This window comes from Cupriavidus sp. 05T41 (genome assembly GCF_056396525.1).
Window position 1 is genome coordinate 18,135 of sequence record NZ_JBFTLQ010000022.1, and the last position, 12,439, is coordinate 30,573.

A 12,439-nucleotide genomic window follows, 5' to 3' on the forward strand; every position below is an offset into this window, starting at 1 on the left:
ATCAGTATCCCTGGCGAAGGGTTGGGGGCGGCCTGCGCGCCATCATGGCGATCCGCGCAGGCGAGGGGGAATGCTCGGCAGCCCGCTCAGCGGCCCAGCATCGGCAGGTTCAGCCCTTGTTCGCGGGCGCAGTCGATGGCGATCTCGTAGCCGGCGTCGGCATGGCGCATCACGCCGGTGGCCGGATCGTTGTGCAGCACGCGGGCGATGCGGGCCGCGGCTTCATCGGTGCCGTCGCACACGATCACCACGCCGGAATGCTGCGAGAAGCCCATGCCCACGCCGCCGCCATGGTGCAGCGAGACCCAGGTGGCGCCGCTGGCCGTGTTGAGCAGCGCGTTGAGCAGCGGCCAGTCGGACACGGCGTCGGAGCCGTCGCGCATGCTTTCGGTTTCGCGGTTGGGGCTGGCCACCGAGCCGGAATCCAGGTGGTCGCGGCCGATCACCACCGGCGCCGACAGTTCGCCGCTGCGCACCATCTCGTTGAAGGCCAGGCCGAGCTTGGCGCGCAGGCCCAGGCCAACCCAGCAGATGCGCGCCGGCAGGCCCTGGAAGCTGATGCGCTCGCGCGCCATGTCGAGCCAGCGGTGCAGGTGGGCGTCGTCGGGGATCAGCTCCTTGACCTTGGCGTCGGTCTTGTAGATGTCCTGCGGGTCGCCCGACAGCGCGGCCCAGCGGAACGGGCCCACGCCGCGGCAGAACAGGGGACGGATGTACGCAGGCACGAAGCCGGGGAAGTCGAAGGCGTTCTCGACGCCTTCTTCCTTGGCCATCTGGCGGATGTTGTTGCCGTAGTCGAAGGTGGGCACGCCCATCTTCTGGAAGTCCAGCATGGCCTGCACGTGCAGGGCCATCGACTGCTTGGCGGCCTTGACCACGGCGGCCGGGTCGGTCTGCGCGCGGTCGCGGTACTGGCCCCAGGTCCAGCCTGCCGGCAGGTAGCCGTTGAGCGGGTCGTGGGCGCTGGTCTGGTCGGTGACCATGTCCGGGCGCACGCCGCGGCGCACCAGTTCCGGCAGCACTTCGGCGGCGTTGGCGCACAGCGCGATGGAGACGGCACGGCCTTCGGCGGTGTATTTGGCGATGCGGGCCAGCGCGTCGTCGAGATCGCTGGCCTGCTCATCCACGTAGCGCGTGCGCAGGCGGAAATCGATGCTGGCCTGCTGGCATTCGATGTTCAGCGAGCAGGCGCCGGCCAGCGTGGCGGCCAGCGGCTGCGCGCCACCCATGCCGCCCAGGCCGGCGGTCAGCACCCAGCGGCCCTTGAGGCTGCCGTCGTAGTGCTGGCGGCCGGCTTCGACGAAGGTCTCGTAGGTACCCTGCACGATGCCCTGGCTGCCGATGTAGATCCAGCTGCCGGCGGTCATCTGGCCGTACATGGCAAGGCCTTTGGCGTCGAGTTCGTTGAAGTGTTCCCAGTTGGCCCAGTGCGGCACCAGGTTGGAGTTGGCGATCAGCACGCGCGGGGCGTTGCTGTGCGTCTTGAACACGCCCACCGGCTTGCCCGACTGCACCAGCAGGGTTTCATCGTCGTTCAGGGTCTTCAGCGTGGCCACGATCTTGTCGTAGCACTCCCAGTTGCGCGCGGCGCGGCCGATGCCGCCGTACACCACCAGTTCCTTGGGGTTCTCCGCCACTTCCGGGTCGAGATTGTTCATCAGCATGCGCAGCGGCGCTTCGGTCTGCCAGCTCTTGGCGTTCAGCTGGCTGCCGCGCGGGGCGCGGATCTCTACATCGCGGAAGCGGAAGTTGTCGCTCACGGGGGACTCCTTGGTGATGGCGCTGGGATGGCGCCTGAATGTCGCGGGAATGAGGCCTGCACATGCCGCTGTGTGGCTGTGCTGTGCGTGTATAGTGTTGTATAGACAAGCATAGATGTATTGGTGATTTCCCGGATATCGTCCATCGCGAATGGCGGAAGCGGCCAATATGGCCAGAAAGCGGCGCTTGCAGCGCACCTGGTACGAAGGACCTGGCGCGCCGGAGCGTCCGGGATCCGGCCACGAGTGCAGGGGACGGCTTCCGGCGCGCGCACCCGATCTGGGTATCATGGCAGTCCGTGGTGCCGGGTCAGTGCCGGGTCGGCGCCGGAGCGGCCCCGAGACCCCAGGAGACCCATGCTGCTGCGCTTGCTGGAACGAATGATCGACCCGTTTCGCAGCCTGCCCGACACCGAGCCGCCCGGGCAGATCTGGCGCTTCTATGCCTACTACCTGCGCGAGGTGTGGCCGGTCTTTGTGTTCCTGCTGGCGGTCGGGCTGGCGGGCGCGCTGATCGAGGTCGCGCTGTTCGGTTTCCTCGGCCGGCTGGTGGATCTCGCGCAAGCCACGCCGGGCCCGGAGTTCTTCCGGCGCCATGCCGGCGAACTGGCCTGGATGGCCGTGGTGGCGCTGCTGCTGCGCCCGCTCTTCAACGGCCTGCACGACATCCTGGTGCACCAGGTCATCAATCCCAGCCTGGGCAATCTCGTACGCTGGCAGAACCACCGCTACGTGCTCAAGCAGAGCATGTGGTTCTTCCAGAACGACTTCGCCGGGCGCATCGCCCAGCGCATCATGCAGACCGGCTTCTCGCTGCGCGACTCCGCCGTGCAGGCGGTGGATGCGATCTGGCACGTGCTGATCTACGCCGCCAGTTCGCTCTACCTGTTCGCGCAGGCCGACTGGCGGCTGATGCTGCCGCTGCTGCTATGGATCTGCTGCTACACGGCGGCCATGCTGTACTTCACGCCGCGCGTGAAGGCGCGCTCGGTGGCCGCCACCGGCGCGCGCTCGCGGCTGATGGGGCGCATCGTCGACGGCTACACCAATATCACCACGCTCAAGCTGTTCGCCCACACGCGCCTGGAAGAAGACTACGCGCGCGAGGCCATGGCCGACCTCACCGACAAGGCACGCCGCTCGGGCCGCATGGTGAGCGCCATGGATTTCACCGTCACCGCGCTCAACGGCGCACTGATCGCCGGCACCACCGGGCTGGCCCTGTGGCTATGGAGCGACGGCCGCATCAGCGTGGGCGCGATCGCGCTCTCGGCCGGGCTGGTGATCCGCATCGTCAATATGTCGGGCTGGATCATGTGGGTGATCAACGGCATCTTCGAGAATGTCGGCCAGGTGCAGGACGGCATGCAGACCATCTCGGTGCCGCGCAAGGTGACCGACCGGGAGGGCGCGCCGCCGCTGCGCGTGACGCGCGGCGAGGTACGCTTCGAGGACGTGGGATTCCACTATGGCAAGGGCGCTGGCGTGATCGACAAGATCGACCTCACAGTGCGCCCTGGCGAGAAGATCGGCCTGGTCGGCCCGTCCGGCGCGGGCAAGTCCACGCTGGTCAACCTGCTGCTGCGGCTGTACGACGTCGAGCAGGGCCGCATCCTGATCGACGGCCAGGACATTGCCGCGGTCACGCAGGAGAGCCTGCGCGCGCAGATCGGCATGGTGACGCAGGACACCTCGCTGCTGCACCGCTCGATCCGCGACAACCTGCGCTACGGCCGCCCCGATGCCACCGAGGCGGAACTGATGGCCGCCGCCGCGGACGCCCACGCCGCCGGCTTCATCCCGCAACTGCGCGACGCCCACGGCGCCACCGGGCTCGACGCCCAGGTCGGCGAGCGCGGCGTCAAGCTCTCCGGCGGGCAGCGCCAGCGCATCGCGGTGGCGCGCGTGCTGCTCAAGGACGCGCCGATCCTGATCCTCGACGAAGCCACCTCGGCGCTCGATTCCGAAGTAGAAGCCGCCATCCAGGAGAACCTGGAAACGCTGATGCGGGGCAAGACCGTGATCGCCATCGCGCACCGGCTCTCCACCATCGCGCGCATGGACCGCCTGGTGGTGCTGGACAACGGGCGCATCGCGGAGAGCGGCACGCACGCCGAGCTGCTGGCGCACGGCGGCCTCTACGCGCGGCTGTGGGCGCACCAGACCGGCGGCTTCGTCGGCGTGGAATAGCACGCGCGGCAGACAGCGTTCGTGCGCCGCGTTCAGCGCATCCGCCGTGCGCCGCACCGGCGCATGGCCGCGGCCGCGGCGCCGCGCGCTAGACGAGGCCCAGCAAGCCGGCCCCCGCCCCCAGCGCCACCAGCATCAGCGGGTGCACGCGCGTCTTGAGCATCAGCACGATGGTGACCAGCGTCACCGCCACCGCGGTCCAGCGGTGATCCACGCTCGCGGCCAGGATCCAGCCGGTGGAAAACAGCAGGCCGATGGTGAGCGTGGCAAGCCCGCGCCGGATCAGCCCCGGCCAGCGCGCATGCGGCGAGCGCCCGGCGAAATACTCGAAGCCGAGCGCGATCACGCTCGACGGGCCGCAGATGCCGATCATGCCGACGATGGCCCCGGCCAGCCCCGCCACCTGCCAGCCGAACAGCGCGACGAACAGGATGTTCGGCCCCGGCGCGGCTTGCGAGATCGCATACATGGCGGAGAACTGCGTATCGGTCATCCAGCCGTTGGACTCCACCAGGAAGCGGTGCATGTCCGGGATGGTGGAGCTGGCGCCGCCGATGGCCAGGAAGGACAGCAGCAGGAAATGGGTGAGCAGGCTGCTGAGCACATTGGGCGGGTTCATTGGCGCGGCTCCTCGCCCGGGGCAGGGTCGACGCCGCCATCGCCCGGGGGCACCGGCGGCAGCTCGATCGCCGCCGGCGGCAGGGCCGCCTGCGCCGCCGCGTGTGCCCGCAGCGCCTGGCCCTCCGCGTGCCACTCGAGCACCAGGCCGAGCGGCACCAGCACCGCCATCACCGGCACCAGCGGCCAGCGCAGCAGCCCGATGCCGGCGAAGGCCGCCACGCCGATCATGATGCCGCGCACCGTGCGCGGCTGGCTCTGCGCGAGCCTGAAGCCGGTCGACAGCACCAGGCCCGCCGACACCGCGGTCATGCCGGTCAGCATGCGCTGCACCGCCGCCACATCGCGGTAGTGCTCGTAGAGCAGCATCAGCGCCAGCACCCCCACCATCGGCACCATCACCAGCCCCGCGAACGCCGCCAGCGCGCCGCGCAGGCCGGCAAAGCGCAGGCCCAGCATGAGCGCGAGGTTGATCACATTGGGCCCGGGCAGCACCTGCCCGAGGCTCAGCAGCTCGACGAAGTCGCGGTCGCCCAGCCAGCGGTTGCGGTCGACCACCGCGCGCCGCACGAAGGGCAGCACGCCGCCGAAGCCGGACAGGCCCATGCGCGCAAATTCGATGAACAGGTGGCGCGGCGTGGGCGGCGGCGCAAGCGCGTCGCCGCCGGGGACGGGAGAAACTGGCATGTCACTAAGCAAGCAAGACGGCACGCCGGCCGGGCGGATGCCCTGGGCGGCGTGCCGGAAATGAAAAAGGCCCTGCGCTTGTCGCGCAGGGCCTGGTTGGCAGATCAGTTGCCGCCTGCCGGCGGCTCGATCCTCACGGGATCGATGCGCGGGTCCTTGAGCCTGGCCTCCAGCGCGCGGCCCTTGCGGGCGCGCTTGCCCACATACGGCAGCAGGTTCTGCCCCGCCACCTTCTGCGAGCCCGGCTTGCCGCCACGCCCTGCACCGGACAGCACCAGCCCCGGCGCGCCCACGGCGATGGCCTGCAGCAGCGTTTCCTTGGGCTCGAGCTCCATCAGGATCACGCCGCGGCCGCCGGCCGACAGGGACTTGATCTCGTCGAGCGCGACCAGCAGCATGCGGCCATTGGCCGACAGGCAGGCCACATGCGTGGCCTCCTCGCCGATCGGCGCGGGCACCAGCGGGGCGTCGCCTTCGTCCAGCGTGAGGTAGGCGCGGCCGCCCTTCTGCCGGCTGACCATGTCGCCCACCTTGGTCTGGAAGCCGTTGCCGCCCTGCGTGGCGATCAGCATGCGCTGGTCGAGTCCGCCGGCGAAGGTATGGGCGATCTGGCTGCCGGCCTGCAGCTCGATCAGCGTGGTCACCGGCACGCCGTCGCCACGCCCGCCGGGCAGCCCGGCCACCGGCACCGTGTACACACGGCCGTTGGTGCCGAACACCAGCATCACGTCCACCGTGCGGCACTCGAAGGTGCCGTAGAGCGCGTCGCCCGCCTTGAAGGTGAACTGCTGCGCGTCGTGGCCGTGGGCCTGGCGCGTGCGCACCCAGCCCTTCTGCGAGACCACCACGGTGACGGGCTCGTCGACCACGCGCACTTCGGCGGCGGCGCGGCGTTCTTCCTGGATCAGCGTGCGGCGCGGGTCCTTGTCTTCGGGGCTGAACTGCTTGGCGTCGGTCTCGATCTCCTTGATGATGCGCCGGCGCATCACGGTCTCGGACTTGAGCAGCACGTCGAGGTCGGCCTGTTCTTCGCGCAGCTCCTTCAGTTCCTTCTCGATGCGCAGGGCTTCGAGCCGGGCCAGCTGGCGCAGGCGGATTTCCAGGATGTCCTCGGCCTGGCGGTCGGACAGGCCGAAGGCCTGCATCAGCGCCGGCTTGGGTTCGTCGCTCTCGCGGATGATGCGGATCACCTCGTCGATATTGAGCAACACCAGCATGCGGCCTTCGAGGATGTGGATGCGGTCCTCGACCTTGCCCAGGCGATAGCGCGTGCGGCGCGTGACGGTCTCGAAGCGGAACGCGATCCACTCGCGCAGGATCTCGGGCAGGCCCTTCTGGCGCGGCCGGCCGTCGGTGCCGATCATCACCAGGTTGATCGACGCGCCCGACTCCAGGCTGGTATGCGCGAGCAGCGTCTGGATGAAATCCTGCTGCTCGATGTTCTTGCTCTTGGGCTCGAACACCAGGCGCACCGGCGCGTCCTTGCCGGACTCGTCGCGCACCGCGTCGAGCACGGCCAGCATGCCCTGCTTGAGCTGCAGTTGCTCGGGCGTGAGCGACTTCTTGCCGGTGCGGACCTTCGGGTTGGTGATTTCCTCGATTTCCTCGAGCACCTTCTGCGCCGACGTGCTTGGCGGCAGTTCGGTCACCACCAGTTGCCACTGGCCGCGCGCCATGTCCTCGATGATCCAGCGCGCGCGCACCTTCAGGCTGCCGCGGCCGCCCTCGTAGATCTGCGCGATATCCGAGGCCGGCGAGATGATCTGGCCGCCGCCCGGATAGTCAGGACCCGGCATCAGCGCCAGCAGCTCGGCCAGCGTGATGTTGGGATTGCGGATCATCGCCACGGTGGCCGCCGCCACTTCGCGCAGGTTGTGCGGCGGCACTTCGGTGGCCATGCCCACGGCGATGCCGGATGCGCCGTTGAGCAGCACGAAGGGCAGCCGCGCGGGCATCAGCTTGGGCTCTTCCATCGAGCCGTCGTAGTTGGGCACGAAGTCCACCGTGCCCTGGTCGATCTCGTCGAGCAGCAGGCGCGAGATCGGCGTGAGGCGCGCCTCGGTGTAGCGCATGGCCGCCGCGCCGTCGCCGTCGCGCGAGCCGAAGTTGCCCTGGCCGTCGATCAGCGGGTAGCGCAGCGAGAAGTCCTGCGCCAGGCGCACCAGCGCGTCGTAGGCGGACTGGTCGCCGTGCGGGTGATACTTGCCCAGCACGTCGCCCACCACGCGCGCGGACTTGACCGGCTTGGCGTCGGAGCGCAGGCCCATTTCGTGCATGGCGAACAGGATGCGGCGCTGCACCGGCTTCTGGCCGTCGGCCACTTCCGGCAGCGCGCGTCCCTTGACCACGCTGATGGCGTAGTCGAGGTAGGCGCGCTCGGCGTAGTGCGCGAGCGTCAGCGAGTCCGCGCCACCATCGGGCGAACCTGGGTCAAACAGAGTGTCTTGTTGTTCCATGGCTTGGCAGGAAGACGGCGCGCCTGTCTGTAGCGCGGCGCGCCGGTTGCATATTGTTCGTTGTCGGTGTCAGGGCATGTTGCGGCGCCCGCCGATCACCATCTTGACGCGGCTCACGCCGCCCGCGCCGCCTCCCGCCACGCTCGCGGGCGTGCCGCCCGGCTGGTAGAAGCGGTAGAACTGCAGCACCGTGCTGACATACTGTTGCGTCTCCGGGAACGGCGGGACGCGGTTGTTGTAGCGCTGCACCGCGCCCTCTCCCGCGTTGTACGCCGCCAGCACCAGTTCGAGGTTGCCGGGGAACAGCTCCATCAGCCAGCGCAGGTAGCGCACGCCGGCCGAGATATTGGTGCGCGGGTCCGCCAGCTTCTGCTCCACCGTGCGGCGCGCGTCGGCGGCGACGCCAAAGCGCGCGCCGGTGTCGGGAATCACCTGCATCAGCCCGATCGCGCCCTTGGGCGACACCGCGCCGGCATTGAAGCCCGACTCCACCGCCATCACCGCCTTGACCAGCGCCGGGTCCACGTTCTGCGCCTGCGCCACCTGGCGGATGATCGGCTCGACCGTGGCGATGTTCGGGTGGTTGACGATATAGCGGTAGAGCTTGTGCGTCTCCAGGTCGATCTGGCCGCCAGCGCCAGCGCCAGCGCCAGCGCCCGCGCCCGCGCCCGCGCGGCCCGGCGAGACGCGCAGCTCGCCGCCGTTCCGCATGAACAGCGTATAGCGCTCATCGAGCTTCTCGTCGGCAAAATGCGCCACGCCGTCGTCGTCGATATAGCCATAAAGCGCCGCGTGGGCCGCCGGCGCGCAAGCCAGGCCGGCCAGCAGCAGGACGGCAGCCATGCGCCGCCACCGCTTGCTCTCAGGTCTGGTATTCGCCATCGGGTTTCCTCGCGTCATGCGGATCTCGGAAGCGGGCCGCTCAGATGTCGGCCACCACCTCGTTGCCCCGCTCTTCGAGCCAGGTGCGCCGCTGCGCGGCCTCGCCCTTGCCCATCAGCATGTTCATCACGCCCACGGTCTGCGGCAGGTCGAAGCTGCCCAGCGCCACCGGCAGCAAGCGGCGCGTATCGGGGTTCATGGTGGTTTCCCAGAGCTGCTCGGCATTCATCTCGCCCAGGCCCTTGAAGCGGGAGATCTGCCAGCTGTTCTCCTTGACGCCGTCCTTGAGCAGCTTGTCCTGGATCGCCACCAGCTCGCCGTCGTCGAGCGCGTAGAGCTTCTGCGCCGGCTTCTTGCCGCGCGCGGGCGCATCCACCCGGTACAGCGGCGGGCGTGCCACGCACACATTGCCGTTGTCGATCAGCTTGGGGAAATGGCGGAAGAACAGCGTCAGCAACAGCACCTGGATGTGCGCGCCGTCCACGTCCGCGTCGGACAGGATGCAGATCTTGCCGTAGCGCAGGTTGGACAGGTCGGGCTCGTCGTTGGGGCCGTGCGGGTCCACGCCGATCGCCACCGCGATGTCGTGCACCTCGTTGTTGGCGAACAGGCGGTCGCGCTCGGTCTCCCAGGTATTGAGCACCTTGCCGCGCAGCGGCAGGATGGCCTGGAACTCCTTGTCGCGCCCCATCTTGGCCGAGCCGCCGGCGGAGTCGCCTTCGACCAGGAACAGTTCGTTGCGGGTGACGTCGGTGGATTCGCAGTCGGTCAGCTTGCCCGGCAGCACGGCCACGCCCGAGCCCTTCTTCTTCTCCACCTTCTGCGCGGCGCGCGTGCGCGCCTGGGCCTGGCGGATCACCAGCTCGGCCAGCTTCTTGCCGTACTCGACATGGTGGTTGAGCCACAGCTCCAGCGCGGGACGGCTGAAGGTGGACACCAGGCGCACCGCGTCGCGGCTGTTCAGGCGCTCCTTGATCTGGCCCTGGAACTGCGGGTCCAGCACCTTGGCCGACAGCACGAACGAGGCGCGCGCGAACACGTCTTCGCTCATCAGCTTGACGCCCTTGGGCTGCAGCGCGTGCATCTCGATAAAACTCTTGACCGCCTGGAACAGGCCCTCGCGCAGGCCGGACTCGTGCGTGCCGCCGGCCGGCGTGGGGATCAGGTTGACGTAGGACTCGCGCACCGGCGCGCCGTCCTCGGTCCAGGCCACCACCCACGTTGCGCCCTCGCCCTCGGCAAAGCCTTCTTCGGCGGCGTTGGCGTCCGGGTCGGCGAAATGCTCGCCCTCGAACATCGGCACCACCAGTTCGGCGCCGCTGCCCTGCGCCAGCGCTTCGACCAGGTAGCCCTTGAGGCCCTGGTCGTACTGCCAGGTCTGGCGCTCGCCGTTCTTCTCATGCAGCAGGGTGACCTTCACGCCTGGCAGCAGCACGGCCTTGCTGCGCAGCAGACGCTGCAACTCGGCCAGCGGGATGGTGGCCGAATCGAAATACTTGGGGTCCGGCCACACCTGCACGCGCGTGCCGCTCTTCTTCTCGCCGCGCTCGAGCTTGCGGGTGGCCAGCGGCACGGTGACGTCGCCGCCCGAGAAGGTCAGCGTGGCGTTGTTGCCGTCGCGCCAGACGGTGACGTCGAGCTGCGTCGACAGCGCGTTGGTGACCGAAACGCCGACGCCGTGCAGGCCGCCGGAAAAGGCATAGGCGCCGCCCTTGCCCTTGTCGAACTTGCCGCCCGCGTGCAGGCGCGTGAAGACGATCTCCACCACCGGGACCTGCTCTTCGGGATGGATGCCGACCGGGATGCCGCGGCCGTCGTCCTCCACGCTGACGCTGCCGTCGCGGTGCAGGGTGACCATGATCTCGGTGCCATACCCGCCCAGGGCTTCATCGGAGGCGTTGTCGATCACTTCCTGCACGATGTGCAGGGGGTTGTCGGTACGGGTGTACATGCCGGGCCGTTGCTTGACCGGCTCCAGGCCCTTGAGGACCCGGATGGAAGATTCGCTGTACTGACTGGTTTTGCTCGCCATGGAGTCGCTTGCTTAGTGGGATTCTCGGCCAGCCCGGCGCCACGGCGGTCCGCCGCGCGCCAGCCAGGGTGGCCGGGCAGCCTGCATTGTAATGGAAGCGCGTGACCGTCTTGCCACCATTCTCGATCGCATCAGCCCGCGCCCGATGCGGCACATTGCTGCGCCGTCCCGGCGCGCCACGCGGCCCCCGGATGCGGAGTAAACTCCCCCGCACCGGGCTGCGCGGCCAGGCTGCGCCCTTGCCGGGGCAGCCGGCAAGGGCGCCTGCGGCAGGCGCCGGCGAAGGATGAGAGCAGAACGAGAGAAGAACCAGAACAAAATTAGAACAACACGACAAACAGAGCCAAGGGACGCACGCCAAGATGCAGAACACCATGCAGAAGAAACCACTTTCCCTCACCACCGTGCTGATTTGCGGTGGCTTGCTGGTCACCTTGTCGATGGGCATCCGGCACGGATTCGGGCTGTTCAACCTGCCGATCACCCAGGCGCATGGCTGGAGCCGCGAGACTTTCGCCTTTGCGCTGGCGCTGCAGAACCTGATGTGGGGGGTGACCCAGCCGTTTACCGGGGCGCTGGCCGACAAGTTCGGCGCGTTCCGCATCATGCTGATCGGCGTGGCGCTCTATGTGGCAGGCCTGCTGGTCATGGCCATGGCCAGCTCCGGCACCGCCTTTGCCTCGGGCGCCGGCATCCTGATCGGCATCGCGCAATCGGGAACCACGTATAGCGTGGTCTACGGCGTGATCGGGCGCGTGGCCAGCGCCGAGAAGCGCGTGTGGGCCATGGGCATATCCGCGGCGGCGGGCTCGTTCGGGCAGTTCCTGATGATTCCGGTGGAGCAGACGCTGATTTCCACGGCCGGCTGGCAAAACGCGCTGCTCGTGCTGGCGGTGCTGGCCTGCCTGATGCTGCCGCTGGCCTTCAGCCTGCGCGAGCCGAAAGCCGAAGCGCATGCGGGCGGTTTCCAGCAGACCATCGGCCAGGCCGTGCGGGAGGCCTTCGGCAACCGCAACTTCCAGCTGCTGACGCTGGGTTACTTCGTGTGCGGGTTCCAGGTCGTGTTCATCGGCGTGCACCTTGCGCCGTACCTGAAGGACCGCGGCCTGACCGATCCCAAGGTCGCCACCGTGGCGCTGGCGCTGATCGGCCTGTTCAATGTGTTCGGCACCTACACTGCCGGCGCGCTGGGCCAGCGCATGCCCAAGCGGTACCTGCTGTCGTTCATCTACATCACCCGCTCGGTGGTGATCGCGGCCTACCTGCTGTTGCCGCTCACGGCCGCCAGCACCTGGGTGTTCGCCGCGCTGATGGGCTTGTTGTGGCTGTCCACGGTGCCGCTGACCAACGGCATCATCGCCCAGGTGTTCGGCGTGCAGTACTTGTCGATGCTGTCCGGGGTGGTGTTCTTCTCGCACCAGATCGGCAGCTTCCTGGGGGCGTGGCTGGGCGGCTTCCTCTATGACCGCACCGGCAACTACAACACGGTGTGGATGATCGCCATCGGGCTGGGCGCGCTCGCCGCACTGGTCAACCTGCCGATCCGCGAGCACGCCATCTCGCGCCCGCGGGTGGTGGCGGCATGATCGCGCGCGCCACCGTCTTGCGCGCCACCGGCTTCGCGGTGGCGGCCATGGTGCTGGCGCTGGCCTTCCTGGGCTACCTGCGGCCGGCCTTCATGGTCGACCTGACCAATATGGTGCTGGCCTGGTGCGGCTAGCGGGCCCGGCCACGCCCTGATTGATTCCTCCCCTTCCCCATGAGGGGAGAAAGGAAACGACCTCGGGCACCGCGGGCGGCCTTGGCGGAGCCTG

The 12,439-nt window shown here is 68.6% G+C and carries 8 protein-coding genes and 1 pseudogene; 3 read left to right on the forward strand and 6 right to left on the reverse strand.

The window, feature by feature from the left end:
* Positions 1-86 precede the first annotated feature (86 nt).
* Entirely contained in the window at positions 87-1,760 is a 1,674-nt protein-coding gene (gene hutU, locus AC1DKV_RS15070; RefSeq protein ID WP_441643177.1) for a urocanate hydratase, read from the reverse strand.
* Positions 1,761-2,117: 357 nt separating this feature from the next.
* Between hutU and AC1DKV_RS15075 the strand changes: the two genes are divergently transcribed.
* The gene (locus AC1DKV_RS15075; protein WP_441613077.1) at positions 2,118-3,950 is read left to right on the forward strand and encodes an ABC transporter ATP-binding protein; all 1,833 of its coding nucleotides are present in this window, start codon (positions 2,118-2,120) and stop codon (positions 3,948-3,950) included.
* Between the two features lie 88 nt (positions 3,951-4,038).
* Here the strand turns inward: AC1DKV_RS15075 and AC1DKV_RS15080 are convergent, their stop codons facing one another.
* From AC1DKV_RS15080 to AC1DKV_RS15100, 5 genes and pseudogenes are all read right to left on the reverse strand, one after another.
* Complete coding sequence (locus AC1DKV_RS15080; RefSeq protein ID WP_441613078.1) at positions 4,039-4,569, reverse strand: chromate transporter; 531 nt, start codon at positions 4,567-4,569, stop codon at positions 4,039-4,041.
* 125 nt (positions 4,570-4,694) lie between these two features.
* Positions 4,695-5,255: pseudogene (locus AC1DKV_RS15085) on the reverse strand (chromate transporter); the annotation flags it as partial.
* 104 nt (positions 5,256-5,359) lie between these two features.
* The gene (gene parC, locus AC1DKV_RS15090; RefSeq protein ID WP_441613079.1) at positions 5,360-7,711 is read right to left on the reverse strand and encodes a DNA topoisomerase IV subunit A; all 2,352 of its coding nucleotides are present in this window, start codon (positions 7,709-7,711) and stop codon (positions 5,360-5,362) included.
* 69 nt (positions 7,712-7,780) lie between these two features.
* Entirely contained in the window at positions 7,781-8,593 is an 813-nt protein-coding gene (locus AC1DKV_RS15095) for a lytic transglycosylase domain-containing protein (protein WP_441649649.1), read from the reverse strand.
* Between the two features lie 40 nt (positions 8,594-8,633).
* A complete protein-coding gene (locus tag AC1DKV_RS15100) occupies positions 8,634-10,625 on the reverse strand; it encodes a DNA topoisomerase IV subunit B (protein WP_441643178.1) in 1,992 nt (663 codons plus the stop codon).
* Positions 10,626-10,999: 374 nt separating this feature from the next.
* On the opposite strand from AC1DKV_RS15100, the gene AC1DKV_RS15105 reads away from it, so the two are divergent.
* A complete protein-coding gene (locus tag AC1DKV_RS15105) occupies positions 11,000-12,211 on the forward strand; it encodes an MFS transporter (RefSeq protein ID WP_441613082.1) in 1,212 nt (403 codons plus the stop codon).
* Positions 12,208-12,345, forward strand: a complete 138-nt coding sequence (locus AC1DKV_RS15110; RefSeq protein ID WP_441613083.1) for a hypothetical protein — start codon at positions 12,208-12,210, stop codon at positions 12,343-12,345. Before AC1DKV_RS15105 ends, AC1DKV_RS15110 begins: the two co-directional genes overlap by 4 nt.
* Positions 12,346-12,439: the final 94 nt, after the last annotated feature.

Excerpts from the sequence above, each read along its gene's own strand:
- AC1DKV_RS15100 (WP_441643178.1), bottom strand. The coding sequence starts at position 10,625 with ATGGCGAGCAAAACCAGTCAGTACAGCGAATCTTCCATCCGGGTCCTC.
- AC1DKV_RS15105 (WP_441613082.1), top strand. The coding sequence starts at position 11,000 with ATGCAGAAGAAACCACTTTCCCTCACCACCGTGCTGATTTGCGGTGGC.
- AC1DKV_RS15095 (WP_441649649.1), bottom strand. The coding sequence starts at position 8,593 with ATGGCGAATACCAGACCTGAGAGCAAGCGGTGGCGGCGCATGGCTGCC.
- parC (WP_441613079.1), bottom strand. The coding sequence starts at position 7,711 with ATGGAACAACAAGACACTCTGTTTGACCCAGGTTCGCCCGATGGTGGC.
- AC1DKV_RS15080 (WP_441613078.1), bottom strand. The coding sequence starts at position 4,569 with ATGAACCCGCCCAATGTGCTCAGCAGCCTGCTCACCCATTTCCTGCTG.
- AC1DKV_RS15075 (WP_441613077.1), top strand. The coding sequence starts at position 2,118 with ATGCTGCTGCGCTTGCTGGAACGAATGATCGACCCGTTTCGCAGCCTG.
- AC1DKV_RS15110 (WP_441613083.1), top strand. The coding sequence starts at position 12,208 with ATGATCGCGCGCGCCACCGTCTTGCGCGCCACCGGCTTCGCGGTGGCG.